21 protein-coding genes and 2 pseudogenes are annotated in these 26,406 nt (G+C 72.7%); 12 read left to right on the top strand and 11 right to left on the bottom strand.

Annotated elements, in window-relative coordinates; genetic code table 11:
- Positions 1–147: 147 nt before the first annotated feature.
- Positions 148–1,521 carry a hypothetical protein gene (locus tag ACWBNA_RS17205; protein ID WP_482705218.1) on the top strand — a complete coding sequence of 458 codons (1,374 nt, stop codon included), beginning with the start codon at positions 148–150 and terminating at the stop codon, positions 1,519–1,521.
- On the opposite strand, the gene ACWBNA_RS17200 is transcribed toward ACWBNA_RS17205, so the two are convergent.
- Complete coding sequence (locus ACWBNA_RS17200; protein ID WP_482705217.1) at positions 1,505–2,467, bottom strand: DUF389 domain-containing protein; 963 nt, start codon at positions 2,465–2,467, stop codon at positions 1,505–1,507. The two genes, ACWBNA_RS17205 and ACWBNA_RS17200, sit on opposite strands and share 17 nt — an antisense overlap.
- Positions 2,468–2,600: 133 nt before the next feature.
- On the opposite strand from ACWBNA_RS17200, the gene ACWBNA_RS17195 reads away from it, so the two are divergent.
- From ACWBNA_RS17195 to ACWBNA_RS17180, 4 genes are all read left to right on the top strand, one after another.
- On the top strand, positions 2,601–3,473 hold the full coding sequence (locus ACWBNA_RS17195) for a YhjD/YihY/BrkB family envelope integrity protein (protein ID WP_482705216.1): 873 nt from the start codon (positions 2,601–2,603) through the stop codon (positions 3,471–3,473).
- Between the two features lie 100 nt (positions 3,474–3,573).
- The gene (locus tag ACWBNA_RS17190; protein ID WP_482705215.1) at positions 3,574–5,160 is read left to right on the top strand and encodes a GMC oxidoreductase; all 1,587 of its coding nucleotides are present in this window, start codon (positions 3,574–3,576) and stop codon (positions 5,158–5,160) included.
- Complete coding sequence (locus tag ACWBNA_RS17185; RefSeq protein ID WP_482705214.1) at positions 5,157–6,578, top strand: DUF2252 domain-containing protein; 1,422 nt, start codon at positions 5,157–5,159, stop codon at positions 6,576–6,578. Before ACWBNA_RS17190 ends, ACWBNA_RS17185 begins: the two co-directional genes overlap by 4 nt.
- Positions 6,579–6,591: 13 nt before the next feature.
- Positions 6,592–8,409, top strand: coding sequence for a glycoside hydrolase family 15 protein (locus ACWBNA_RS17180; protein WP_482705212.1), 1,818 nt, complete (start codon positions 6,592–6,594; stop codon positions 8,407–8,409).
- A 36-nt stretch (positions 8,410–8,445) separates the two neighbouring features.
- Here the strand turns inward: ACWBNA_RS17180 and ACWBNA_RS17175 are convergent, their stop codons facing one another.
- The 3 genes from ACWBNA_RS17175 to ACWBNA_RS17165 all read right to left on the bottom strand — a co-directional run bounded on the left by ACWBNA_RS17175 (position 8,446) and on the right by ACWBNA_RS17165 (position 12,044).
- Positions 8,446–9,723, bottom strand: a complete 1,278-nt coding sequence (locus ACWBNA_RS17175; RefSeq protein WP_482705211.1) for an MFS transporter — start codon at positions 9,721–9,723, stop codon at positions 8,446–8,448.
- A 202-nt stretch (positions 9,724–9,925) separates the two neighbouring features.
- Complete coding sequence (locus ACWBNA_RS17170) at positions 9,926–11,722, bottom strand: protein kinase domain-containing protein (RefSeq protein WP_482705210.1); 1,797 nt, start codon at positions 11,720–11,722, stop codon at positions 9,926–9,928.
- 97 nt (positions 11,723–11,819) lie between these two features.
- Complete coding sequence (locus ACWBNA_RS17165) at positions 11,820–12,044, bottom strand: hypothetical protein (protein WP_482705208.1); 225 nt, start codon at positions 12,042–12,044, stop codon at positions 11,820–11,822.
- On the opposite strand from ACWBNA_RS17165, the gene ACWBNA_RS17160 reads away from it, so the two are divergent.
- Together ACWBNA_RS17160 and ACWBNA_RS17155 are read left to right on the top strand one after the other, a co-directional pair.
- Positions 12,043–12,906 carry a DUF6424 family protein gene (locus tag ACWBNA_RS17160; protein ID WP_482705207.1) on the top strand — a complete coding sequence of 288 codons (864 nt, stop codon included), beginning with the start codon at positions 12,043–12,045 and terminating at the stop codon, positions 12,904–12,906. The two genes, ACWBNA_RS17165 and ACWBNA_RS17160, sit on opposite strands and share 2 nt — an antisense overlap.
- A gap of 12 nt (positions 12,907–12,918) precedes the next feature.
- Complete coding sequence (locus ACWBNA_RS17155; protein ID WP_482705205.1) at positions 12,919–14,049, top strand: DUF2235 domain-containing protein; 1,131 nt, start codon at positions 12,919–12,921, stop codon at positions 14,047–14,049.
- A 44-nt stretch (positions 14,050–14,093) separates the two neighbouring features.
- Here the strand turns inward: ACWBNA_RS17155 and ACWBNA_RS17150 are convergent, their stop codons facing one another.
- Together ACWBNA_RS17150 and ACWBNA_RS17145 are read right to left on the bottom strand one after the other, a co-directional pair.
- Positions 14,094–14,966: an LLM class flavin-dependent oxidoreductase gene (locus ACWBNA_RS17150; RefSeq protein ID WP_482705204.1), complete on the bottom strand. Its 873-nt coding sequence runs from the start codon at positions 14,964–14,966 to the stop codon at positions 14,094–14,096.
- Positions 14,967–15,070: 104 nt separating this feature from the next.
- A complete protein-coding gene (locus ACWBNA_RS17145; RefSeq protein ID WP_482705203.1) occupies positions 15,071–15,760 on the bottom strand; it encodes an ANTAR domain-containing response regulator in 690 nt (229 codons plus the stop codon).
- A 189-nt stretch (positions 15,761–15,949) separates the two neighbouring features.
- Between ACWBNA_RS17145 and ACWBNA_RS17140 the strand changes: the two genes are divergently transcribed.
- Together ACWBNA_RS17140 and ACWBNA_RS17135 are read left to right on the top strand one after the other, a co-directional pair.
- A complete protein-coding gene (locus ACWBNA_RS17140; RefSeq protein WP_482705202.1) occupies positions 15,950–16,303 on the top strand; it encodes an STAS domain-containing protein in 354 nt (117 codons plus the stop codon).
- Positions 16,300–17,241: an anti-sigma factor RsbA family regulatory protein gene (locus ACWBNA_RS17135; protein WP_482705201.1), complete on the top strand. Its 942-nt coding sequence runs from the start codon at positions 16,300–16,302 to the stop codon at positions 17,239–17,241. The genes ACWBNA_RS17140 and ACWBNA_RS17135 overlap by 4 nt, the downstream gene beginning before the upstream one ends.
- A gap of 45 nt (positions 17,242–17,286) precedes the next feature.
- Here ACWBNA_RS17135 and ACWBNA_RS17130 read toward each other — a convergent pair whose 3' ends face one another.
- The 4 genes from ACWBNA_RS17130 to ACWBNA_RS17115 all read right to left on the bottom strand — a co-directional run bounded on the left by ACWBNA_RS17130 (position 17,287) and on the right by ACWBNA_RS17115 (position 22,913).
- Positions 17,287–18,324 carry a rod shape-determining protein gene (locus tag ACWBNA_RS17130; RefSeq protein ID WP_482705200.1) on the bottom strand — a complete coding sequence of 346 codons (1,038 nt, stop codon included), beginning with the start codon at positions 18,322–18,324 and terminating at the stop codon, positions 17,287–17,289.
- Between the two features lie 372 nt (positions 18,325–18,696).
- Positions 18,697–20,046 (bottom strand): carboxyl transferase domain-containing protein, encoded by a 1,350-nt coding sequence (locus ACWBNA_RS17125; protein WP_482705199.1) that lies wholly within the window; start codon positions 20,044–20,046, stop codon positions 18,697–18,699.
- The gene (locus ACWBNA_RS17120; RefSeq protein ID WP_482705198.1) at positions 20,039–21,484 is read right to left on the bottom strand and encodes an acyl-CoA synthetase; all 1,446 of its coding nucleotides are present in this window, start codon (positions 21,482–21,484) and stop codon (positions 20,039–20,041) included. Before ACWBNA_RS17120 ends, ACWBNA_RS17125 begins: the two co-directional genes overlap by 8 nt.
- A 52-nt stretch (positions 21,485–21,536) precedes the next feature.
- Positions 21,537–22,913, bottom strand: coding sequence for an SLC13 family permease (locus ACWBNA_RS17115; protein WP_482705197.1), 1,377 nt, complete (start codon positions 22,911–22,913; stop codon positions 21,537–21,539).
- Between the two features lie 262 nt (positions 22,914–23,175).
- On the opposite strand from ACWBNA_RS17115, the gene ACWBNA_RS17110 reads away from it, so the two are divergent.
- The gene (locus ACWBNA_RS17110; protein ID WP_482705319.1) at positions 23,176–23,883 is read left to right on the top strand and encodes a FadR/GntR family transcriptional regulator; all 708 of its coding nucleotides are present in this window, start codon (positions 23,176–23,178) and stop codon (positions 23,881–23,883) included.
- A gap of 57 nt (positions 23,884–23,940) precedes the next feature.
- Here the strand turns inward: ACWBNA_RS17110 and ACWBNA_RS17105 are convergent, their stop codons facing one another.
- Positions 23,941–25,017, bottom strand: coding sequence for a MerR family transcriptional regulator (locus ACWBNA_RS17105; RefSeq protein ID WP_482705196.1), 1,077 nt, complete (start codon positions 25,015–25,017; stop codon positions 23,941–23,943).
- 132 nt (positions 25,018–25,149) lie between these two features.
- Here ACWBNA_RS17105 and ACWBNA_RS17100 point away from each other — a divergent pair.
- Together ACWBNA_RS17100 and ACWBNA_RS17095 are read left to right on the top strand one after the other, a co-directional pair.
- Positions 25,150–25,503 (top strand): annotated as a pseudogene (locus ACWBNA_RS17100) (ATP-grasp domain-containing protein); the annotation flags it as partial.
- Positions 25,484–26,344, top strand: a pseudogene (locus ACWBNA_RS17095) (hypothetical protein); the annotation flags it as partial. The pseudogenes ACWBNA_RS17100 and ACWBNA_RS17095, both read left to right, overlap by 20 nt.
- Positions 26,345–26,406: the final 62 nt, after the last annotated feature.

Below are 26,406 nucleotides of genomic sequence, written 5' to 3'. Positions count from 1 at the left end.
CACCCCTGGGTGATCATGACATGGAGAATTCCCCGTGCTTCCGATGCCATTGCATCACCGGACGGAAGCCGCCGCACCTCAGTACGGAGTCAACCCGTCAGACCCGTCCAGGTCGCGGGGCCGGAGCGGCGCGGGTCTCCTGTCACCATGACGAGCAGCACACCTCCACCGGACCCGGACAAGCCCCCCGCCGACCCGTCCGGCGACCAGCGGGCCTCGGCGCGGGAACGCGACGAACTGGACGAGCTGCGGCACAGGGTGAGGGCCCTGGAGAGCACCGGCCGGTCGCCGGCCGCCCGGCACCACTGGTTCCGGTCGACGGGGTCGGCCCTGCTGATTCTCCTCGCCTCGCTGCTGTCGCTGCTGGCCGTCGTCTCGGTCTGGGCGAACAGCATCGTGCGGGACACGGACCGCTACGTTGCCACCGTCGGGCCGCTGGCGAGCAATCCGGACGTACAGAAGGCGATCACCAACCGGGTCACCACAGCCGTCCTGGCGCAGGTCGACGTGGAGAAACTCGTCCAGGACCTGGAGCGGGCGGCGCAGCAGCAGGGGGTCCCGCCGAAGGCGGCCGAACTGCTCGGCAACCTGAAGGGTCCGATCACCAGCGGTCTGAAGAGCCTGGTCAGCGGCACCGTGGAGCGGGTGGTCTCCAGCAGTGCCTTCGACACCGTCTGGGTGAGCGCGAACCGCAGAGCCCACAGCGCGTTCGACAAGGCCCTCACGGGCGAGTCCGACAGCGCGGTCACCGTCAAGGACGGTCAGGTCGCCATCGACGTGGGACCGATCGTGGCCCAGGTCAAGGAGCGGCTGGTCAACGCGGGCTTCGAGCCGGCCGCTCGTATCCCGGAAGTCCACACGCAGTTCGTGGTGTTCGCGTCGGAGGACGTCGACGAGATCAAGTGGTACCTGAGGGTGCTGGAGATCCTCGGCAGCTGGCTCCCCCTCATCGTCGTACTGATCGCCGCCGCGGGCGTCTACCTGGCCGTCCACCGCCGCCGGGCCCTGATCGGGGCCGCGCTCGGGGTGTTCGCCGCCATGCTGCTGCTCGGCATCACGCTCACCGTCCTACGAGCCGTCTACCTCGACCATCTGCCCGCCGGGGCCTCCGACGCCGCGGCCGGCGCGGTGTTCGACGCGCTGGTCAGGTTCCTGCGGGCCGGCGTGCGGGCGGTCGGTGCGGTCGCTCTGGTGACGGCCATCGGTGCCTTCCTCGTGGGGCCGTCCCGGGTCGCCGTCCTCACCCGTACGGGCTGCCGCAAGGCCGTCGGCGCCCTGCGGGACGTCTGCGTGTCGGCGGGGCTCCGGCTGGGGGCGGTCGGCCGTTTCGTCCACCGCTTCAAGCGGTGGATCGGCGGCGTGATCCTGGCGGTCGCCGCGATCGTCCTGTTCGCCTGGGACTACCCGACCGTGGGGGTCGTGCTGTGGACGCTGGTGATCGTGTTGATCGCCTTCGCGATCCGCGAGTTCCTGGACAGCGGCACTCCTGACAAGCCGTCCGCCACTACCCCCGCCGCCTGACCGCGCGCTCGTGCCGGCGTGCGCCCACCCTGCGCCAGATCGCCCGCTGGCACTTGAGCGTGCCGGTGCCGACCATGATCAGTACGAAGATGTTGAGCAGCAGTTGGAGCAGCGAACCCCAGGCCTCGTCCCAGCTGGCGAACGCCGTCGAGACCCCGATGTCGGCCGCCGCCGGAATGGTCGTCACCGAGATGAAGACGCCGAGCAGTGCGCTCGTCCGGGCCTCGGCCAGCGAGACGATGCCGACGACCCCGGCCAGCACCGCCACCACGGCCGAGAAGAAGTTGGGGGTGTTGATCAGGTTCGAGACGGGTCGCAGCCCCCGTTCGAAGGCCTCCGGCTGCAGCCCGAAGCCCCGGACGAGGAGGGCGAAGAGGAAGGTCGCGGCAACGGCCAGCACAAAGCCCACGAGCAGCGCCATGAGGCCCTGCTCGATGCTCGGCCGGGCGCGGTGGTCGATGCCGAGCGCGATGCTGGTGATGGCGCCGTACTCGGGTCCGACCACCATGGCCGCGACGATGAGGATCTGGGAGTTGGTGATGATGCCCACCGCACCGATGAGTCCGGCGATGACCAGGAAGAGATAGAAGCTCGGGGGGTATCTGCCCTCGGCCCGGATCCGGGCCTCGACCTGTTCCCACACGGGGGCGCGCAACTGGGCCCCGAGTTCCTTGGCCCCGGTCGTGGCCGCGCGCTCCGAGAACGCCGTGTCCACCGGATCGAGGACGATGGAGCCACGGCGTTCCAGTCCGAGGCCCCGCAGCCCTCTCAGCACCTCGTTCGCGGCTCCGGTCAGGACGTCGCACTCGATGGCGTCACCGTCGGGATTGCGCACGGTGCCTGTGTGCAGGAGCAGGTTCAGGGCGCACGGCTCGGCGCTCAGCAGGGCCATGGCGCGTTCCGTGAGATCCGGCGGGCACACCGCTCGGACATGGATCATGTCCATCCGGACCTCCGCGGGTCGGTGCGGTGCGGTGCGCCGGCCGGTCGCCCCGACAGTCGCCCATCCATTAACACGGCGGTCCCCGAGCCCGGCAACTCGGCGTGCGAGGACCCGGTACCTGCCGCAGGGTGGGGGCATGCGGTCGCCCAGCGAGCTGAGCGAGGCGGTGGCACAGCGGGCGGCGCATCTGCGAGCCCGGCTGCTACGGCTGCGGAGCGCCTCCGAGCAGCGCTTCCCGGTGATCACCCGCCTCACCTCCCACCTGATCGCCGTGAACCTGCTGGACTCCGCGACCCGGCTGGCGGCCCAGGCCTTCCTGACGGCCGTTCCCCTGCTCTTCCTGGTCGCCGCCTTCGCCCCGCAGGCCGTCCGTGACCAGATCGTCGACTCGGTGCACGGCGTCCTCGGCATCAACGGCGTCGCCGACCAGCAGCTGAAGCTGATCTACGAGAGCAATCCCGAAAGTCTGCAGCAGAGCACCGGGCTGGTCAGTGGGCTGATGGTGCTGATCTCCGCCACCGCGTGCAGCCGTGCGATGCAGCGGCTGTGCCAACGCGCCTGGCGCCTGCCGAGCGCGGGGGCCCGGATCGCCGCCTGGAGATGGCTGGTGTGGATCACGGTCTGGTTGGCCGTGCTCGTGCTGCAGGGACCGGTGCGGGACGGATTCGGCCTCGGGCTGTGGCTGGGGCTGCCGTGTCTGCTGGTCCTCCAGGTGGGCGTCTGGTGGTGGACCCAGCACCTGCTGCTGGTCGGACGTGTCCCCTGGCTGCCCCTGCTGCCCGGTGCGGTCCTCGCCGGGGCGGCCATGGCCGCGCTGACGGTGATCGCCAAGCTGTACGTACCCACCGTGCTCAACCGCAGCCTGGAACGGTACGGGTCGCTGGGGGCGGTCTTCACCCTGCTGTCGTGGCTGATCGGCCTCTGCGTCGTGGTGGCCGTCGGCATCACCGCCGGCGCGGTCATCGCGCGGGAACCCGCCGTGTCCCGGCGCCTCGGCTCACCCGAATAGCCCAACTCGCCGGAGTCATGCCCCGGAGATACGTTGGTGGTCGGACTGACCCCCCTTTCGATCGGCGGGACCGGAGCACGTTCCGAGGACGGTGGCCGGCATGACCGACGCGCAGCACTACGACGTCATCATCATCGGAACCGGCGCGGGCGGCGGGACCATCGCCCACCGGCTGGCACCCACCGGAAAACGGATCCTCCTTCTCGAACGCGGTGATTACCTGCCCCGCGAACGCGACAACTGGGAATCCACCGCGGTCTTCGTCAAGGGGAAGTACCGCGCCCCGGAGTTCTGGTACGACAAGGACGGAAACCAGTTCCCGCCCGAGGTCAACTACTACGTGGGCGGCAACACCAAGTTCTACGGCGCCGCCCTCTTCCGCCTGCGCCCCGAGGACTTCGGCGAACTCCGTCACCACGACGGCGTGTCCCCCGCCTGGCCACTGAGCTACGAGGACCTGGAGCCGTACTACACGCAGGCCGAGCACCTCTATCGCGTCCACGGCCGGCACGGCGAGGATCCGACCGAGGGCCCCACCAGCGCCCAGTACGCCCACCCGCCGGTCCAGCACGAGCCGCGCATCCAGCAACTCGGCCACGACCTGGAGAAGCAGGGCCTGCACCCCTTCCACCTCCCCATCGGGGTCGACCTCACCCAGGACGACCGGGGCCGGGCCACCCGGACCAGCGCCTGCATCCGCTGCGACCGCGTCGACGGCTTCCCCTGCCTGGTCGGCGCGAAGTCCGACGCCCAGGTCATCTGCGTCGACCCCGCCCTCGAACACGCCAACGTCGAGATGGTCACCCATGCGAACGTGCGACGCCTCGACACGGACGCGACCGGCGGCAGTGTCACCTCGGTCGTCGCGACCGTGGGGGACGGGGACGCCTCAACCGCGGAGTTCAGCGCCGACATCGTGGTCGTCGCCTGCGGCGCCGTCAACTCCGCCGCCCTGCTGCTTCGTTCGGCGGACGACCGGCATCCGCGGGGCCTGGCCAACAGTTCGGACGTGGTGGGCCGGCACTACATGCGGCACAACAACCTGGCCCTGATGGCCGTCTCCAAGGAGCCGAACGACACCAGGTTCCAGAAAACCCTGGCCCTGCACGACTGGTACCTGGGCTCCGACGACTGGGACTATCCCCTCGGCGGCATCCAGATGCTGGGCAAGTCCGACTCCGAGCAGATCCACGGTGAAGCGCCCCGCTGGGCCGGGGCCGTCACCCCCGACATGCCCTTCGAGGTGCTCGCCCACCACGCGGTCGACTTCTGGCTGTGCGGAGAGGACCTGCCCGTCGCCGAGAACCGCGTCACCCTCGACCGGGACGGCGGCATCCACCTGGCCCTCGACGAGAAGAACAACATCGCCGGGCTGAAACGCCTACGGCACAAACTGCAGGGCATGCTCAGCCACTTGGGCATGCACGAACACCATCTCCTGTCGCACAGCATCTACCTGCACAAGGGCATGCCCATCGGCGCCACCGCACATCAGGCGGGCACCGTCCGCTTCGGCGTGGACCCCGAAAGCTCCGCTCTCGACGTCAACTGCAAGGCCCACGACCTGGACAACCTCTACGTCGTCGACACGAGCTTCTTCCCGAGCATCGGAGCGGTCAACCCCTCGCTGACCGCCATCGCCAACGCCCTGCGCGTCGGCGACCACATCGCGGAGCGGCTGCAATGAACTCCACCAGCCCCCTGGCCGGCGGCGACACCAGGAACCGCACCCCGCGCGAGCGAGCCGCACTCGGAAAGGCCGCCCGGTCGTCCGTACCCCGTTCCAGCCACGCCGAGTTCGCTCCCACGCGCAAGCGGCCCGACCCGGTGGACGTCATCGAGGCGCAGTCGGCGACGCGGGTCCCCGAACTCGTGCCGATCCGCTACGGCAGGATGACCGAGTCCCCCTTCCGCTTCTACCGGGGAGCCGCCGGCATCATGGCCGCGGATCTCGCCGGCACCCCCACTTCCGGCATCAGGACACAGCTGTGCGGGGACGCGCACCTGCTGAACTTCCGGCTGCTGGCCTCGCCCGAACGCCGCATGATGTTCGACATCAACGACTTCGACGAGACACTGCCCGGCCCGTGGGAGTGGGACGTCAAGCGCCTGTCCGCGAGCTTCGTCATCGCCGGCCGGGCGAACGGCTTCAGCACCAAGGAGCGGGCCGGCATCGTACGGGCGACCGTGCGCTCCTACCGCGAGTGGATGCGACGCTTCGCCACGATGGGCAATCTCCCCGTCTGGTACGCCCAGTTCGACGAGGCCTGGGTGCGGGAGCAGTTCGCCCCGGAGCTGAGCCGGCGGGCCCGCGACCGCTGGTCGGGGGCCGTGTCGAAGGCACGTACCCGGGACAGCCTCCAGGCCTTCGACAAACTCACCCGTGTCGTCGACGGGAAGATCCGCATCGCCGCGGATCCGCCCCTGATCACGCCGATCCAGGACCTGCTTCCGGATGTCGAACGCGGCGCCCTGGAGAAGGAGATCCACCGGCTGATCGAGCACTACGGCCAGACCCTGCAGTGGGACCGGCGCTACCTGCTGGAGCAGTACCGGGTCGCCGACATGGCCCGCAAGGTGGTCGGCGTCGGCAGCGTGGGCACCCGCTGCTGGATCGTGCTCCTGCTGGGCAGGGACGACACGGATCCCCTGCTCCTCCAGGCCAAGGAGGCGGACCGGTCGGTACTGGCGCCCTTCGCCGGCGCCGCAGGCTTCCGGACGCAGGGCGAGCGTGTGGTCTGCGGCCAGCGGCTCATGCAGGCCACCAGCGACATCTTCCTCGGCTGGGAACGGGTCGACGGCATCGACGGCCGCCGACGGGACTTCTACGTACGGCAGTTGCGCGACTGGAAGGGCATCGCGGAACCCGAGTCGATGGTGCCGGCCGGCATGCGGACCTTCGGCGAGCTGTGCGGTGCGGTGCTGGCCCGCGCGCACGCGAGGTCGGGCGACCGGATCGCCATCGCCGCCTACCTGGGCGGCGGCGACTCCTTCGACCGGGCCCTGGTGACGTTCGCCGAGCGCTACGCCGACCAGAACGAGAAGGACCACCAGGCACTCGTCGACGCCGTCCGCACCGGGCGGGTGACCGCGCGGGCAGCCTGAAGAGGAGACCGCCATGGACCGCTACCCGCCCATCGCCGACCACGGGCTCGTCGGGGACCTGCAGACCGCCGCTCTCGTGTCGTCCCAGGGCGTGATCGACTGGTTCGCGGCACCGCGGTTCGACTCGCCCAGTGTCTTCGCCGCCCTGCTCGACCACGAGGGCGGCGGCTACTTCCTCCTCGCGCCCGAGCACTCCGAGGGGACCTGGAAGCAGCTCTACTACCCGGACACCGCCGTCGTGGTGACCCGCTACCTGTCACCCGACGGAGTCGGCGAGATCCTGGACCACATGCCGGTCCACACGGGGACGGCGGCGAGTGACCGGCACCGCCTGGTGCGTGTCGTGCGCGCGGTGCGCGGCACCGTGCGCTTCCGCCTCGAGTGCCGGCCGCGATTCGACTACGCGCGAGCCACCCACGAACTCGACCTGGACCGTGACACGGCGACGTTCCGGGCCCCGGGGACGACCGCGTATCTGCAGGGCAGCATCCCCCTCGAACGGGACGGGCAGGACGTCCTCGGCACGATCACCCTCCATGCCGGAGAGACGGCCGTCATGGTGTTCACCGTGTGCCCGCCGGGTGGACCGGCGCCACCGCCGCCCACCATCGAGAAGACCACCGAAGAGCTCTGGGAGAACGTCGACTTCTGGCAGAGCTGGGTACGCACCTCGCGCTACCACGGCCGCTGGACGGAGATGGTGCACCGCTCGGCCATCACCCTCAAACTCCTCACCTACGCGCCCACGGGCGCGCCGGTCGCCGCCGCCACCATGGGGCTGCCCGAGCAGATCGGCGGCGAGCGCAACTGGGACTACCGGTACACCTGGGTGCGGGACGGTTCCCTGTCGGTGCGGGCCCTGCTCGACCTCGGCTTCGTGGAGGAGGCGACCCGCTTCACCCACTGGCTCGGCGACCGCCTGCGCGCCCGCGAGGGACCGGACGACGAACCCCTGCAGATCATGTACCGGGTCGACGGCGACCCCCATCTGACCGAGGAGATCCTGGACCACTTCGAGGGCTACCGCGGCTCCTCTCCGGTCCGGGCCGGCAACGCCGCCTCCGACCAACTGCAGCTCGACATCTACGGCGAGGCCCTCTACGCGCTGGCCGAGGGCCGCGAGGTCGGTGAACAGACGGGCTATCACGGCTGGAAGGGCCTGGCCGCCACCCTGGACTGGCTCGCCGACTCCTGGGACCGGCCCGACGAGGGCATCTGGGAGACCCGGGGCGGACGCAAGGACTTCACCTACAGCCGGGTGATGTGCTGGGCCGCCTTCGACCGCGGCCTCAAGCTGGCGGCCGAGTTCAGCAGGCCGGCCGACACCGCGCTGTGGACCCGGGCCCGGGACTCCATCCTCGAACAGGTCATGGAGCGCGGCTGGAACGAGAAGGAACAGGCCCTGGTCCAGCACTACGGCGGCGACGTCCTGGACGCCTCCCTGCTGCTCGCCCCCCGCGTCGGATTCCTGTCCCCCCGCAGCCCCGGCTGGCTCAACACCCTCGACGCCATGGACCGCGTCCTCGTCTCGGACAGCCTCGTCTACCGCTACGACCCCGAGGCCTCCCCGGACGGACTGCGCGGCTCCGAAGGGACCTTCAGCCTGTGCACGTTCCTCTACGTCGACGCCCTCGCCCGCGCGGGGCGCCTCCCGCAGGCCCGCTACACCTTCGAGAAGATGCAGACGTACGCCAACCACGTCGGCCTGTTCGCCGAGGAGATCGGCCCCAGCGGAGAGCAACTGGGCAACTTCCCCCAGGCCTTCACCCATCTCTCCCTCATCATGGCCGCGACGACGCTGGACGACGCGCTCGACCGGCTCGCGGCCTGAACGCAGCCACCGCGGTGGGCGATGATCTCCGCGCGCTCAAGTGCGGTCTCCTTGGGGCTGTCCCGCGGGATCTGTGCTCGGTCGCGTGCGCTGGGCCACGTCCACCGCGGCGGAGGTGCGGTCACGGGTGTCGGCGGCGGGTGCGATGAGGATGGCGGAAGCGACGAACACCAGAACCACCACCATGGCCGACCGCAGCCCGTAGTGGTCGCCCAGGAACCCGAGGGTGGGCGGCCCCACGAGGAAGGCGACGTAGCCGATGACGGCGACCAGCGAGACGCGGGCGGTCTGGTCGGGGCCCGAGTCGCCGGCCGCCGACAGGGCCACCGGGAAGCCGAGGGAGGCCCCGAGTCCCCAGAAGAGTACGGCCGTTGCCGCTACGACAGCGTTGTCGGAGAAGATGACCAGGAGGAGCCCGACGGCTCCGGAGACGGCACTGGCGCGCACGACGGCGGCCCGCCCGAAACGACCGAGGAAGAACCGGCCGCTGAAACGGCCCAGGGTCATCGCCGCCGCGAACCCCACGAAGACGAGCGAGCCCATCGCGGCGTCGAGACCGTGGCCGTCGACCATGAGCAGCGGCAGCCAGTCGTTGGCGGCGCCCTCGGCCAGCGCCATGGCCAGCACGATGGCACCGATCAGCAGCAGCTTCCGGTCCTTCCACACCTGCGGCTTGGACCGTTGCGCCGCCCCCGCCCCTGCCCCCGCTCCCGGCCCCGGCGTCGACGCCACGGCGCTGATGCCGACACCGGCGGGAACGGCACGCAGGGCGTGGACCAGAATCCCCGTGGCGACCAGGGCGACCACGGCCAGATGCCAGTGGACGGGGAACGCGACGGCGGTGGCGGCCATTCCGACCGAACCCCCGACGACCGTGCCCAGGCTGAAGCAGCCGTGCAGTGTGGGGAGCACCGCGGTCCCGGTGATGCGCTCCACGTCGGCGCCGTCCACGTTGACCGCCACCTCGCCCCCGCCCATGCCCGCGCCGAACAGGGCCAGTCCCGCGGTGACCAGGGGCGCCGACCGTACGGCGCTGCCCACACCGACGACGGCCGTGCCCGCGATGATCAGGAGAGTGCCGAGCGTGATGACCGGCCGGGTGCCGAACCGGGACACGAGACGGCCGGAACACAGGATGCCGATCATGGAACCGACGGACAGACCGAACAGGACCAGACCCATCTGACCGGTCGACAAGCCCAGTTGGTCGCGGACGTCCGGGGTGCGCGTGACCCAGGACGAGATGGCGATGCCTGGAAGAAAGAACAGGAGGAACAAAGCCTGACGGCGTCGGCGTACGGCGCGGTCTGCCAAGGGAAAGCTCCGCTGGGTTCGAAGAGGGGTTCGCAAGGCGATACGTCGGATCGCTCGCCGAGTATCTGCACACCTGGCAAGCGATCGACAAGAGGAGGCCGACGGCCGATGGGTCGGACAGTCGGCTGCCGGCGGGCGGAGTCCTGGAGCTGGTCCAGGGCTGACGGACCGGCCCCCGCCCCGGCCCCTGCGCTCCGGCCACTCACTGCGTGCTGCGGAGGGCGGCCCAGGTGTCGTGGCCCACGATGCCGTCGACGTCCAGCGCCGCGTCGCTCTGGAAGCTCCGCACCGCGGCGTCCGTTTCGGAGCCGAACTCGCCGTCCACGCCGCTTCCTCCCACGCCGTAACCGCGTTTCGTCAGCATGCACTGAACCTGCAGCACGCGCTTGCCGCTGTCCCCCTGGCTCGTGCGTCCGCTGCCGGCGTAGTGGGTGCAGTCGGAGATCCAGGGCGGGGTGGCCGGTTCCGGGGATTCGGGGCCTGAGGACGGGGTGGTGTCGGCGGGGGCGCTGGGCTCGGCCGGGGGAGCGGCGGGATCGTTCGTCGGGTCGGTGTCGGCGTCGGGGGAGCCGGAGACCGCAGGGGACGAGGCGTCCCCGTCGGTGTCGGCGGCGCTGCCGGCGGTCCTGCCCGGCGCACCCTCGGCGGAGGCACCTTCCGGGGCGCCGGGCCTCGGCGAGGCGGCGGCATCGCCGGGCACCGAACCGGCGGAGGCCGTCGTACCGGCTCCCGGACCGTGCGCGGTCGCGGGGGTGTCCTGGCGGGTGACCACGAAGACGCCGGCCGCCACCGCGCAGAGGGCGATGACGGCGGCGGCCGTTACCCGCTTTCGCCGTGCCGGGGTGCCGGATCCCGTCGGATGTGACCGCTCCGGCGGTGTGACGGTGGTGACGGCGGACGGAACCGCCGTCATGGCCGCAGGTCCGAAACCCGGGGGAGCGGGCCTGCTCTCCGGCGCGGGCGGCGCGGGCGGCGCGGCCTTGTGCCGCTCGTCCGGGGGCCGTGGGCGCGCCCTGCGTTCGGCCGGGAGGCGCTGCAGCACTTCGTACGCCCGCTGCCGGGCCAGCACCCTGGCGCCCAGCGGCTCGGCCCAGCCGGGCGTCCCGGCGTGTGCCGTGGCCGCGTCGATGAGGTCCTGGGGAGTGGGCCGCCGCTCGGGCTCCTTGGCCAGGCAGGCGGACAGCAGCGAGCCGAGCGCCGCGTCCGCCGTCAGGATCTCGCCGAGCAGCTTCGGGTCCGGCTCCTCGAACGCCACCCGGTGCATCACGTCGACCCCCGTGCCGTCGCCGAACGGAGCCCGCCCGGCCGCCGCGTAGATCAGCGTCCCGGCCAGCGAGAACACGTCCGAGGCCGTGTCCGAGAGGCCGGTCCTCAGGTGTTCCGGCGACATGTAGGCCGGAGTTCCCACCCGGTTGCCCGTGCCGGTGATCGCGCTCGCGTCCACGGCCTTCGAGATGCCGAAGTCGATCACATGCGCGCCCCGCACGGTCAGCAGGACGTTGGACGGTTTCAGGTCCCGGTGCACGATGCCCGCGGCGGCGAGGTCGGCGAGCGCCTGCCCCAGCTGCGCCGTCAGCCGCCAGACCGTGGCCGTCTCCAGGGCGCCGTCCTCGCGTACGGCCTCCGCCAGGTCGAGCCCCGGGAGGTACTCGGTGGCCATCCACAGCAGCTCGTCCCGGAAACCCGTGCCGCACAGTCTCGGGGTGTGCGGGGTGCGCAGCCGGGCGTGCACCAGTGCCTCACGCTCGAACCGGCGCCGGAACCTGGCGTCTTCCGCGTACTCCGGCCTGATCACCTTCACCGCGACCAGGCCGGGGCTGTCGTCCACGGGACGGGCCAGATAGACCCGGCCCATGCCGCCGCTGCCGAGCAGTGCCAGCGGCACATAGGGGCCGACCTGGCCCGGATCGCCGGGGCTCAGCGGAGCGGCACCGGTCTGCCGCAGGGCGGAGGCCTCGCTCGTCGCCGTGTGCGGTGGTAACGGCCGATCTTCTGACACGGAACCCCCGAAATGATGTGCGCCGTACGCCAGTTCGTCAACGAGGAGACGAGGCTAACCCAGCCTCGGCGTGGGTTCAGTACTTCGATCACTTCCGTCACGCGGGCCACCCGGTGAGCCGGACGAACGACAGGTCGGCTGCCACGACCTCCCGGCCGGGCGGCGCGCCGGGGACCGCGGCCTCGGCGAAGTCCTCCGGCTCGTGGCCTGACCTCCCCGCCGGCCAGAAGTCGACGGTGCCCGGTGACCGCTGCACGATGGAGACAGCGGCGCTCGAGCGCGGCGTAGCGTGCGGGGCCGCCGACAGAAGGAGGCCGGCCATGGCAGACGCCGGATCCGTGAGAACGCCGGGGGGCGCAGGTCCGGGGGCGGGTGCCGTCCTCGAAGTGGACCACACCCATGGGGAGACCCGCCCCTGGGAGATACGCATCGTCAAGCATCCCAAGCGCGCCGAGTCCAGCCACTTCCGGGCCGCCAAGACGGTGGCCAAGAAGATCCTCAAGGAGCTGAGCGCCGACGAGGCCGAGCCGCCGTACGGGCCGGGCCCCTGGGAGATGCACCACGGCGGCAGCCTCTGGGTCATGACGGGCAGCGGCTGGCGCATGTACCGGGCCCGGGTCGGCATCGAGTGGAGCATGCAGTTCTGCGCCGACCCCGCGAAGGTCGAGCGCCTCAGGCAGGAGGCCGCCGACCTCGTGGCCGCCTTCCCGTTCACGCTGCCGGCCCTGGAATCCCTCGGCTACAAGCGCGCCCGCGCCCTCCTGAGCACCCCTGTCACGGATGCCGACGGCGTCGAGGCCTGGACCGACGGGCTCTTCAACGCGTGCGTGCCGATGAGCAACCCCCACCACTCCGGCGTGCTGCCCAAGGCGGCAGGCGAACACCACTATCCCTGGCCGACCAAGTCCGCGGACTTCTTCAAGTTCGACGACTTCCAGCTGTGGGTCACCCTGCCCGACGGAACCCACGCGGGCGTCGCACCGGTGGACCGCCGGGGCTCCGGGGACGGCCATGTGCGCATCGTCCACGCCCGGCACGGCACACCGGCCGGGGACGCCCTGGCGGAGGCGCAGCGGCGCCGCATGATGGCGGTCGCCCCGCCGGACAGCCCTGTCGCTCTGGCGGCGTTCGAGCAGCAGATACCCCCCGGGGCGCGCAGCGCGTCCACCCCGCGCGTCGGTTAGCGAGGAGCGGTCATGCCACGCAAGATCGTCATCTGCCTCGACGGAACGGGCAACCAGGTCGGCGCCCGCAACCCCACGAACGTGGTCAAGCTGTACGAGATGCTGAGGGCCGACGCCCCCTCGGACCAACTCCTCTACTACGACCCCGGCGTCGGCACCATGTCGTCGGCCACCGCCCGCGGGCCTCTCGGCCACCGGCTCTCCCGGCTCGGCGGCCTCGCCTTCGGGACCGGGCTCAGAACCAACCTCGCCGAGGCCTACACGTACCTGATGCGGCACTGGGAGCCGGGCGACCGCGTGTACGTCTTCGGGTTCAGCCGCGGCGCCTACACGGCCCGCGCGCTCGTCGGGATGCTCAACAAGCCGGGCCTGATGCGGCCCGGGACGGAGAACCTCGTCCCCTACGCCGTGGCGAAGTACGCCTTCAACCACGACATCGTCCAAAGCCAGCAGGAGGTCGCGCGCTTCTCGCACGCCTTCTGCCGGCACACCACCACGGACCCCCTGTGGGAGACGGTCAAGCGCAACGACCCGAAGCAGGTCTCGCGTTACGCCGTGCCGGTCACCTACCTGGGGCTGTGGGACACCGTGAAAGCGGCCGGCATCCTGCGCCTGGGCGACCTGCGGTGGCCCTACACCCGCTCCCTGCCCAACGCCGCCCGCATCCGGCACGCGGTGTCCCTCGACGAGAGGCGCCGGCCCTACCGCGAGTACCTCGTCAAGCCCCGGCCGCAGCAGGTCCGGGACACGCTGGAGGAGGTCTGGTTCGCCGGGGTGCACTCCGATGTCGGCGGCACCTTCGACCACGCGAAGGGCGAGCCGCTCCTCTCCACCATCACCCTCAAGTGGATCGTCGACGGCGTCCGCCACGACCTGGACTTCCGGCGCGACGCGTACGCCGAGGCGACGGCGCTGAGCAAGGAGTTCGCCGACGCCCCCGTGCACCGCAACGGCCCGCTCTGGTTCCTCGTGGGCAGGCGGCCCCGGGGCGTGCCCGAGAACGCGGTGTTCCACGCGAGCGTCCGCCTGCGGCGGCAACAGGATCCGGCGTACCGCCGCGGTCTTCCCGACCCGGACGACCTCGGGCGCTGGGCGGACCCGGACTGGACGCAACCGCTGCCGGAGCTGTCGGAGCTGTCGTAGAGGGCGTGCGGAGAGCCCGCAGCACCCTCCGCGCCGGCGAGCCTTCAGCGCCCGAAAGCCTTGAGTACGGCTTCCAGTTGCCGGAGCGGCTCGGAGCCGATGACGCGCAGGACGACGGTGTCCGCCCCGGCCGTCCGCAGCTCGTGGAGTTGCTCGGCGGCCTGCGCGGGATTGCCGGAGACGGTGAACACCTCTTCCTGCGGGCGGCCGAGCCAGGTGCCGTGGCCCTCGGTGTGCGGGTGCAGGGTCTGTGCCACCTGCTCGGCGTCCTCGCCCACGCAGCAGAAGGACAACACCGTCAGGGTGTGGCCGGGCCCGGCTCCGCCCTTGGTGGTGAGCGCCCGGGTGTTCTCCAGGTCCCGCGGGCCGTGGCCCTCGGCGATCAGCGTGCCATCCGCGACCCGGCCGGACAGCTCCAGCGAGCGGGGGCGGACCACGCCCGCGACCACCGGCGGCGGTTCGGCGGGCGGGTGCACCAGTTGGACGCCGTCCAGCCGCACCTCCCGCCCCTCCAGCTCGACTTTCTCCCCGCGCAGCAGTGCGCGTACGGCGGTGATCGTCTCCTCCAGCAGGGCCAGCGGTGAACGCGGCGCGACGCCGACCGACACCATCCACTCCCGCACCCCGTGGCCGATCCCGGCCACGAGCCGTCCCGGGAACACCCGGGCCAGCGTCGCCAGTTCCATCGCCAGCAACGCCGGGCTGCGCAGCGGAGCCGGTGTGATGCCGATGCCCACCCGCAGGCGCTCCGTCGCGCCGAGCGCCACGGCTGCCGCCGACACCCCGCCGTTCCAGCCGAGGTCCTCGACCACCCACAGGTCGTCCACACCGAGCGCCTCGGCCTGCCGTGCGAACCCGGGCAGCCCCTCCGGGGCCCAGTCGCGGTCGTACATCACGCCGATCCGAAGGTTCGTCATGTGCGGGAACCTATGCTCCGGCCGCGGAACGGATCAAGGCCGCATGACGGTTCCGGGGGCGCGAGCCCGGCGGCAGGCCGTAGTTGGCCGAAACCGCAAACCCGCTACCGTCCGTGCCGGGTCACGGCCGTGCGCAGGGCCGTGCGTACGTCCTCCGGCGGCGGCGGGGCGTCGGTGCCGGTGCTGGCGGTGACCACCTCGGCGACCGTGCGGAGCTTGGTGTTGGAGAGCTGGGAGGCCTCGCGCAGGATGGTCCAGGCCTCGTCGGAGGTGCAGGCGTGGGTGGCCATCAGGATGCCGCGCGCCTGGTCGATCACCGGCCGGGAGACGATCGCCCGGCGAAGCTGGTCGACCTCCTCCTGGAGCTGCTTCAGCCGTTCCGCGCGTTCCATGGCCACCGCCGAGTGGGCGGCCGGGTGGTGGGGCTCGGGGGCGGATTCGCCGTCCGAGGCGTGCAGCGGGTCCGTGGTGTCCAGACCGACCAGTTCCAGGATCCGGCGCGGCTGGCCGTCCCAGTTGACGGTCACGACCGGTATCTCCCGCAGGCGGCCGTAGTCGCCGAGGGTCTCCAGGAACTCCAGCCCCGCCGTGTCCATGAAGAGCACCGCGGTCATGTCCAGCTCCAACCGGCTGATGCCGTCCGGCAGTTCCGCCAGCGTCTTCGCCAGGATGTCCGCGGATCCGTGGATGAGGTCCCCGCGCGGAACGAGCACCGCTCGGCCCGCGTCCACGCGACTCTCGATCACCAGGGCGTTGAGCCGCCCCGCGAGAGGTGTGTGTGCCGCTGAGGTCATCTCCCCGCCTTGCTGGTCACCGACAGTTTCATGACGTTGCGTGCCCCCGCTCGCCGGGCCGGTACCGTGGACTCCGGCGGCGCTGAATGAGCGCCTGCCCGCCGTACGGCGTACTACACACCGTCCTCGGGAATGTCAGGTGGGGACCTGGGTATGGGCGCTTTCGTCCGGGAAGAATGGGGAGAAGGCGTGGACATCTGGTACCTGACACCATCCGGAACCGCGGCCGCGGCCCCGGAACTGACGGTGTCCCCCCTGGCCGGGCGCAGCGGGCTGCGCGTGGCGGGCGAGGTCGGCCTGGCGACGCACGCGGCGTGGCGGAGTGTGCTGGAACGGGCTGTCCGTGAGGACGAGGATGTCTACTACCTGGAGCTGTCGTCCGTGACCTTCGTCGACGTGGCCGGAGCCGGTGCGCTCGCTGCCGCCGCCCAGCAACTGGGCGACGGCCGGCGGATAGTGCTGGATCAGCCGCCGCACACCCTGCGACGCGTGCTGGAGATGTTCTGGCCCGACCCTTCGGCGATCGAGGTGTCGATGTCATGAGTGCCGCGGCCGAACTCTTCGAACCCTTCGTCCACCCCGCCCTCTTCTACGGCGACGAGCAGGAGTACGTCGCGGGCACGGTGTCCTTCGTGCGTGACGGCCTCGCCGCCGGCGACCCCGTCGCGGTCGCCGTGCCCGGCGAGAACCTCCGGCTCATCCGGGACGGCCTCGGCGCCGACGCCGACGCGGTACGGCTCCTGGACATGCGGGAGGCCGGGCGCAACCCCGGCCGGATCATCCCCGGCGTGCTGCGCGCCTTCGCCGACGCCCAGCCGCCCGGCCGACGGGTGCGGATCATCGGCGAGCCGATCTGGGCGGGCCGGTCGGAGACCGAGTATCCCGCCTGCGTCCAGCACGAGGCGCTCATCAACGCGGCCTTCCAGGGCCGCACGGTCAGCATCCTGTGTCCGTACGACGTCCGGCGCCTCGACCCGAAGGTCATCGCCGACGCGTACGCCACCCACCCGACCGTCATCCACGCGGGCGCGGCATCGGAACAGGCCAGCGGGGCGTACGACCCCGAGGACGTCGTGGCCCGCTACAACGAACCGCTGCCGCCCGTCGCCGGCGTGCCCGCCCTCACCTACGACACGGACTCCCTCTCCCAGGCCCGGCACATCGCCACCGACCTGGCCGCCCGGCTCGGTCTGACCGGCGTCCGCCTGCAGGACCTGGCGCTCGTCACCGCCGAGCTGACCACCAACAGCGTCGTCCACGGCGGTGGTTCGGGCACGCTCCGGGTGTGGGCCGACGACCGCTACGTGATCTGCGAGGTCCACGACAAGGGGCGCCTCATGGACCCCCTGGCGGGCCGCAGGCCGGCCGCCCGCGACCAGCGGGGCGGCCGGGGACTGCTCATGGTCAACCTGCTCGCCGACCTGGTGCGCGTGCACACGGGTGTGGAGGGCACGCGGGTGCGGTGCTGGTTCGTTCGCTGACTGGTGACGGCCACGCCACCGCCGTACCGCTGCCGGCGGACCGGCTCAGGTGGCCAGCGGGTCCAGGACCAGCGGCTCGATCTTTCCTTCCAGCATGTAGCCGAGGCCCTGGGCGGCACACACGTCCGGCCGTTCGGCGATGTGCACCGGCATGCCCGTCGCGTGCCGCAGCATCTGGTCGAAGCCGGGCAGCAGGGCGCTCCCGCCGACCATCATGATCCCGCGGTCGGCGAGATCGGCGACCAGGTCGGGCGGGCAGTTGCGCAGCACCCGGCCGATGCCGTCGAGCACGGCGGTCAGCGGGGTCTCGATCGCGTCCCGTACGGCGGCGGTGTCGACCTGGACGGAACGGGCCAGGCCGGTGGCCACGTCCCGTCCGTGGATCTCGGTGCGGGCCGGGCCGTGCGGGGTGAGGCCGTTGCCGGAGAGGGCCAGTTGCAGCGGCCGTACCGACTGGCTGGGCAGCATCAGCTCGTGCTCGTGGCGCAGGTGCTGCACGATCGCGTGGTCGACGGCCTCGCCGCCCACCGGGATGCGTTCGGCGGCGACGATCGAGCCGAGGGAGAGGACGGCCACCTGGGTCGCCGCGGCCCCGCACACCATGATCATGGTCGCCTCGGGCCGCTCGACGGGCAGTCCGCAGCCGACCGCGGCGGCGATCAGCGTGTCGACCAGCTCCACGCGGCGGGCGCCGAGCCCGACGAGCGTCTCGATCGCGGCGCGCTGCGCCAGCGGGTCGGCGTCGTGCGGGGTGCAGGCCGCGGCCCGCAGCCGGGGCTTGCGGCGCAGGGCGCGGCGGACCTTGTCGCCGAGCAGGTGCCGCAACATGCGCTGGGCCATCTCGATGTCGACGACCGTGCCGCCGGAGACGGGCCTGACGACACGGATGTAGTCGGGCGTACGGCCCATCATCTTCTCCGCGAACTCGCCGACCGCGATCAGCGCGCCGGTACGGGTGTTCACGGCGGCGGCGGACGGCTGGTCGACGATCAGCCCGGCCCCCTTCACGTACACCCGCGTCCTCGCCGCACCCAGGTCGACGGCGAAGTGACAGCGGCGCAGCTGCTCCAGACTGGCGGTCATGGCAGGTCCTCCCGAGAGCACAGACCGTGGGCCGCCGGGTGGTGGCCTCCTACGCATCGTGCGGCGGCGGATGAGGGGGCGCGCCTTGTGGTGGGCCGGGTGGGGTGCCGCTGAACGGGGGTTTGTGTCAGAGGGAGCGGGCGGCAACGAGTACCGGAGCGAGGGACGCGGGCGGTGATCTCGCAGCCGGTACCCCTTCGCGGGCGGCCCTCGACAGGTGGGCCGCGGGGACGGTACCGGAAGACCGGCCGGGCGCCGACCGCTCCTCGACGGCCCCGGCCGACACCATGGCACCGTTCAACTCCGCGGCGCCCCCGCCGTTCCGGCGTGTGTTCTTTCACTGCTCCCGGGCGGCACCGAGCAGCTCTGTTGTTATGGACGGTCCTCGAAGTGGTCGCGTGGCGCATGCCGGATCAGGCCCAGTTCGGCCAAGTCCTGAGGCCGGATGCGGAGTTGGTCCGCCGTCGCCTCGGCCTCCGCCGGCGTTCGTTTCAGGATGGCCGCCGCCGGCTCGGGTGCGATGACCGAGAAGTAGCTGTCCGGCGTGGCCCAGGTGTTGCCGGGTGCCGCCAGGGCCAGGGCGCCGCCCGAGCCGCCCTCGCCGATCAGCAGCGTGGTGACCGGCGTACGGGCGCTGGCCACGGCGCCGAACAGGTCCGCGATCGCGGCGCCCGCGCCCTGCCGTTCGGCCTCGGCGTCGTTGGCCGCGCCGGGGGTGTCCACCAGGGTGAGCACCGGGATGCCGAGCCGGTCCGCGAGGCGGATCAGGCGGGCGGCGGTGCGGTAGCCGGCGGGGCGGGTCGCCGTGCCGGTCTGGGCGGCGTAGGCGACGGTGCGGCCCTCGTGCTCGCCGAAGCCGCACAGCATGCCGTCGGGGTCGGTGCCGCCGCAGCGGTCGCCGTTGATCGCCGTCCGATGGGTGAAGTAGGCGTCCAAGTAGCGTGCGGCGCGCGGGCGTCGGGGGGAACGGGCGCGTTGGACCGCGGCCCAGCCCGTGGCCGGGAGGTCCGTCGCGCCGAGGGGCGGCGGGACCGGGGCGGGGGCGGTCGACCGACTCGTCAGCAGCGCCAGCCACCGGCCCAGCGCGGGGCGCAGGTCCTCCGGTCGTACGACCGCGTCGGCCGCGCCCGCCGCCACCTGCGCCTCGGCCGTGTACGCCGCCGGGTCCGCGTCCGGCGGCCGGACCCGGGAGCCCGCGAAGCCGACCTGCGCGCCGGGCAGCGCGAGGATGACGTCGGCGCCCGCGCCCAGGGTGGCCCAGCCGCCGCCGGTGGTCGGGTCCCGCAGGACCGCGATCTGCGGCAGCCCCGCCTCCCGGGTGAGCGCCGACTGGCGGGCCACGCGCTGGAGTTGGGAGAGTGCGAGCATGCCCTCCTGCATGCGGCTGCCGCCGGTCGCCGTCAACGGCACCACCGGCAGCCGGTGTTCGCGGGCGTACGTGTACGCCGCCTCCAGCCGGTCGCCGGTGCGCTCGCCGAGCGAGCCGCCCAGGAACCCGAACTCGAACGCGATCAGCACCGCCCGGGTGCCCGCCACGTGCCCGGTCCCGCAGACGACGGACTCCTGCTCACCGGTGCGTTCGGCGGCGCGGGCGCGCGAGGCGTCGTAGCCCTGCCAGGCGAGCGGGCCGTCGGGCTTGGCGGCCCGGGCGGGGTGGGGGAGCTCGGTGAAGTCGTCGGTGACGGCGGCGAGGATCTCGCGTGCGGTCCGACGGTCAGTCACGGGTCAGCGCCCGCTTCATGATCTTCCCCATGTCGTTGCGGGGGAGGGAGGCCAGGTGGTGGATCACCCGGGGACGCTTGTGCGGGGCGAGTCGGCTCGCCACGTGGTCCGCCAACTCGGCGTCCGCCGGGGGCGATTCCGGATCCGCCGGCACGATCCACGCCACGATCCGCTCGCCGAGGTCGGCGTCCGGCTCGCCGGTGACCGCGGCCTCCCGCACCCCGGGATGCTCCAGCAGCGCGTTCTCGATCTCCCCCGCCCCGATCTTGTAACCGCCGCTCTTGATCAGGTCGGTGGCCTTGCGGCCGACGATACGGACGTAACCGTCGGGATCGCGCACGGCCATGTCCCCGGTGCGGAACCAGCCGTCGGCGGTGAACGCGGCGGCCGTGGCGTCCGGCCGGTTGAGGTACTCGGTGAACAGGTTCGGGCCGCGCACCTGGATCTCGCCGACGCTCTCGCCGTCGTACGAGGTGATCGGCGTCCCGTCCTCCTCCACGAGCCGCAGCCCGACTCCCGGCAGCGGTACGCCGACCGTGCCCGCGCGCGGCTCGCCGTCCGCCCGCACGCTCGTGTTCATCAGCGTCTCCGTCATGCCGTACCGCTCGATGACGCGCTGCCCCGTCAGGGCCGTGATCCGCTCGTGGTCGTGCACCGGCAGCGCGGCGGAGCCGGAGACGAGCAGTCGCGCCCGGCCCAGTGCCTCGGCCAGGGCGGGGTCGTCGGGGAGCGCCTCCGCGATGCGGTGGTACATCGTCGGGACGCCGAACAGCATGGTCGCGCCGGAGGTCAGCTCGCGCGTCACACCCTCGGTGCGGAACCGGCCCAGGTGGCGGACCGATCCGCCGCGTCGCAGCGGGCCGAGGATGCCCAGGACCAGGCCGTGGACGTGGAACAGGGGCAGCCCGTGCACGAGCACGTCGTCGCCGGTCCACTGCCAGGCGTCGGCGAGCGCGTCCAGGGTGGACGCGATCGCCCGGCGCGGGATGACGGCACCCTTGGGCGGGCCGGTGGTACCGGAGGTGTAGACGACGAGGGCGGGGTCGTCCTCGGACGCCCGGCGCCGGGGGGCGGATCCGCCGGCCCGTACGTCGACGTCGATGCGCTCCAACTCCGCCAGTGGGGGCGGAAGTTCGTCTCCCGGAGCGGCCAATACCACCGAGGGGGCGCTGTCCGCCAGGATGTGCCCGAGTTCCTTCTCCCCGGACTTCGGGTTGAGCGGCACGGCGGCGACACCGGCCTCCAGCGCCGCCACCACCGCGACGGCGGTCTCCAGCGCCGGGGTCGCCCAGACGGCCACCCGGCCCGCCCCGCCGATCCGCGCCGCGAGGGCGCCGCAGGCGGCGCCGAGCTCGCCGTAGGTCAGGGACCGGTCGCCGAACCGCAGGGCGGGCCGGTCGGTCCGGCTGCCGGTCAGGGCCGGGAAGAGAGAGGACACGCGTCGTACTCCTTCAACTGTTCGCTGTCGTTGCCTGCTGCCGTCTGCGGTCCTACCCCCAGCCCGGCACGACCATCACCAGCCACGCCACCGCGGGTACCACCGCCACCACGATCCCTCCGTAGATCATCAACTGCCTGAAGAAACGCTCGCGGTCCACGTCCGGCGCCGCGGCCAGCACCAGCGCGCCGTTCGTCGAGAACGGGCTCACGTCCACCACCGTCGCCGACACCGCGAGCGCCGCGACCATACCGACCGCCCCGATCTCGCCCTGCGCGAGGAACGGCACGGCGAGCGGGATCAGGGCGCCCATGATTCCCACGGAGGAGGCGAACGCGGACACGATCGCGCCGATGTAGCAGAGCAGCACGGCCGCCAGCAGCGGGACGCCGATGCCGCTGACGCCCTCGCCGGCCCAGGTGATGGTGCCCATCTCGTCCAGGACACCGACGTACGTCAGGACACCGCAGATCAGCAGCACCGTCGACCAGGCGATCTGCCCGACCGCCGTACGGCTGTCCTGTGGCCAGGCGGCGCTCAGCAGGACGGCGAGGGTGATCGCGGTCAGACCGGCGTCGAGGTCGAAGGCGAGCACGGCGACGACGAGCGCGACCAGGGCGGTGAGGGTGGCGATCCGGGCGGGGTTGAGGCGGCCGGCGTCGGGGGCGCCCGGGCCGGCGGAGGTGTCGGGGTGGGCCTCGACGGCGGTGGCGGTGCCGGAAGGGCTGGTGCCGTCGCCGGTCTTGGCGGACGGACGGGGGCCACTACCGCCGTCTGGCAGGTCGCCCTCGCCGGAGCCCGCGTCCGGCGCGACCGCTCCCCGTGCCCACAGCTTGAGCCCGCCGAACAGGACGAAGACGACCCCCGCGATGATCAGGTTGGCGATCAGCGAGGCGAGGAAGAGGGCGATCTCGTTGCCCGGCAGCTTCTCGCGCTCGACGATGCCGTTGACGATCGTGCCGTAGATGCTGATCGGCGAGAAGCCGCCGCCCTGGGCGCCGTGCACCACCATCGCGCCCATCAGCAGCGGACTGATGCCGTAGCGGGCGGCGAAGCTCAGCGCGATCGGCGCCACGATGGCGACCGCGGCCGGGCTGACCGCGCCGATCGCGGTGAGCGCGCCGGTGAGGAAGAACATCACCCAGGGGATCAGCGCGACGCGCCCCCGGACGAGCCGGATCGACGCGTGGACCAGCCAGTCGGTGGTGCCGTTGGCCCGTGCGATGGCGAAGAGGTACGTGACGCCGACGAGCACGACGAACAGGTCGCCGGGGAAACCGGCGAAGATGCCGTCCGCGTCGAGGTCGGCGACGAGCTCGCCGACCGCGAAGGCGGCGGCGAAGGCGAGCGCGCCCATGTTGACGGAACGGGTGGTGGCGATGACGAACACCACGACGAGGACGAGGATCGAGATGAGTTCGGGGGACATACGGGCTCCCGTCTTTGGGTCCCGGAGTGGTTGCGGGGGTACTTCGGGGCGCTTTGGGGGCGCCGTGGGGTACTTCGGCGCGGATCGAGGTTCTTCGGGCGAGTGGTCGAGTGGCTGAGCCACTTACGAGTCGGTTGGCTGGTTAGCGTGGGCGCGCGGCGGGCCGCCGTCAAGGGGTCGCGCACGAATTGGCTCAGCCACTCGGCCACGGCGAGGCCCGGTGTTACGCTCCCGACGAGAGGGGGACCCCGTGACCGAGCCCGTGACCGGCGCCCTGCGCCCCATGACCAGACAGCGCCTGTACGAGCAGGTGCTCGACCGGCTGCGCGAGTACGTCACCGAGGGCGGCCTCAAGGCCGGCGACCGCCTCCCGCCCGAACGCGACCTGGCCCAGCGGCTGGGGGTCAGCAGGGCCTCGGTCAAGCAGGCGATCGTGGTCCTGGAGGTGCAGGGCCTGGTGGAGGCGCGGCACGGCGGCGGGACGTACCTGGTCCGAGACAGCCTGGACGCCGAGCCCGTCGAGAAGATGGTCGAACGCCGCCGGCGTCTCCCCGACGTCCTGGAGGCACGCGAGGCCCTGGAGACGAAGCTCTCCGAACTGGCCGCCGAGCGCCGCACGGAGGACGACCTCGCGGCGATGCGGGACGCGCTCGCCCACATGGCCGGGGAGATCGAGGCGGGCGGTCACGGGATCGAGGGCGACCGCCTGTTCCACGCGGCGGTCACCGCGGCCGCCCACAGCAGCCTCCTCGCCGAGTTCATGCGCTCCATCGCCGACCAGATCGCCGAGAGCCGCACCGAGTCCCTGCGCCAGCCCCACCGGCCCCACCGCTCCCTGGCACAGCATCAGGCCATCCTCGACGCCATCGCCGCCGGACAACCGAAACAGGCGGCCTCCGCGATGCGCCGCCATGTCCGTACGGTCGCGAAGGTCCGCCTGCTGGACTGGGAGCCGGAGGACGAACGCTAGGCGCGTCCAGGGCCTGACCAGGTCCCGCCCAGGTCCCGTCCGGGGCCTGACCAGGGCTCATACAGGCCCCGGCCAGGGCCCCTCCACCACGTCCGCCACCACACAGCTCACGTTGTCCGGGCCGCCGGCCGTGTTCGCCTCGGCGACCAGGGCGCGTACGGCCTCGTCGGGGGCCGGGGCGGCGGCGAGGAGGGTGCGGATGCGGTCGTCGGGGACGACGGTGGACAGGCCGTCGGAGCACAGGAGGTAGCGGTCGCCGAGCTGGGCGTCGTGGAGGCGGAGGTCGGGAGTCGCGGGGGCGGCCGGGAGGGCCTTCAGGAGCAGGGAGCGCTGGGGGTGGGCCGTGGCCTCCTCGGGTGTGAGGCGGCCCTCGTCGATCAGCGACTGGACCACCGTGTGGTCGTGGGTGATACGGAAGAGGCCGCCGTCGCGGAGCAGATACGCGCGCGAGTCGCCGATGTGGACCAGGGCGAGACGGGAGCCCGTCCACAGCAGGGCGGTCAGGGTGGTGCCGATGCCGTCCGCGCCCCGGGCGATGTCCCTGACCGCCTCCGTCGCGCCCCGCACCGCGTCCTCCAGCAGGTTGAGGACGTTGCCCGCGGGCACCTCCTCGGTGTCCAGGAATTTCAGCGCCTCCACGGCGGCGTTGCTCGCGTGCGCGCCCGCCGGCCCGCAGCCGTCCGCGACCGCGAGCAGCCGGGTGCCCGCGTACGCGGTGTCCTGGTTCTCGGGGCGGACCTGCCCCCGGTCCGAGTGGGCGAAGTAGCGCAGTTCCAGCATGGTGGTGTCCTTCCTCGGTGTGTCCGTCAGTTGGTCCACGAGGAACGCGGCGAGATCCCGCCGTACGGCCGTCTCCGCCTCGACCCGCGCCCAGTAGGCGCGGATCTCCAGGGCGGCAGCGGCAGGTTGGAGGGCGCACACCTCACGGATCCGGGCCAGCGGCATCCCGATCCGCCGCAGCCACGCCACCAGCCGGGCCCGCTCCAACTGGTCGACCGCGTAGTACCGGTATCCCGTGTCGGGGTCGACCCGTGCCGGACGCAGCAGCTCCAGTTCGTCGTACAGCCGCAGTGCCTTGGGCGACAGCCGGCACGCCTTCGCGAACGTGCCGATGGTCAGCAGGCCGTCGTCCATGCGTACCCTCCGGATTCCTCGTTCCCGCCGCCGATGCTGGGGCTTCCCCGAGGGGGAAGGTCAAACGGGTTGTCGCGGTTGCGCAAGCGGCGGTCAGCCTGCCGGACGGAGCCGTATGAGGTGGAGACCGCCGTGCCCCGTGTCGCCCTCGTCACCCATGACCCCCGCCAGCACGCCGGCCGGACGGTGACCTGCCCGTCCGGCCGGCGGCGCTGCGCGCGGCCGGGGCCGAGGCGGACGCGGTGTTCTGGGACGACGCCGGGGTGGACTGGGCGGCCAACGACCTCGCCGTCATCCGGTCGACGTGGGACTACGGCCGGCGGGCGGCCGAGTCGTGGCGTGGGCGGAGCGGTGCGGCAAGGCGACGAGGCTCGCGAATCCGGCTCGGGTGGTGCGGTGGAACACCGACAAGCGGTACCTGGAGGACCTGACGGCGGCCGGGGTGCCCGTCGCCCCCACCGGTACCTTGCCCCCGGCGACCCGGCGACCCGGCGACCCGGCGACCCGGCGACCCGGCGACCCGGCGACCCGGCGACCCGGCGACCCGGCGACCCGGCGACCCGGCGACCCGGCGACCCGGCGACCCGGCGACCCGGCGACCCGGCGACCCGGCGACCCGGCGACCCGGCGACCCGGCGACCCGGCGACCCGGCGACCCGGCGACCCGGCGACCCGGCGACCCGGCGACCCGGCGACCCGGCGACCCGGCGACCCGGCGACCCGGCGACCCGGCGACCCGGCGACCCGGCGACCCGGCGACCCGGCGACCCGGCGACCCGGCGACCCGGCGACCCGGCGACCCGGCGACCCGGCGACCCGGCGACCCGGCGACCCGGCGACCCGGCGACCCGGCGACCCGGCGACCCGGCGACCCGGCGACCCGGCGACCCGGCGACCCGGCGACCCGGCGACCCGGCGACCCGGCGACCCGGCGACCCGGCGACCCGGCGACCCGGCGACCCGGCGACCCGGCGACCCGGCGACCCGGCGACCCGGCGACCCGGCGACCCGGCGACCCGGCGACCCGGCGACCCGGCGACCCGGCGACCCGGCGACCCGGCGACCCGGCGACCCGGCGACCCGGCGACCCGGCGACCCGGCGACCCGGCGACCCGGCGACCCGGCGACCCGGCGACCCGGCGACCCGGCGACCCGGCGACCCGGCGACCCGGCGACCCGGCGACCCGGCGACCCGGCGACCCGGCGACCCGGCGACCCGGCGACCCGGCGACCCGGCGACCCGGCGACCCGGCGACCCGGCGACCCGGCGACCCGGCGACCCGGCGACCCGGCGACCCGGCGACCCGGCGACCCGGCGACCCGGCGACCCGGCGACCCGGCGACCCGGCGACCCGGCGACCCGGCGACCCGGCGACCCGGCGACCCGGC

It is taken from the genome of Streptomyces sp. Q2 (assembly GCF_056820935.1).
Note: the sequence above shows the minus strand (reverse complement) of the source record. Positions and strands in the feature narration are given on the sequence as shown.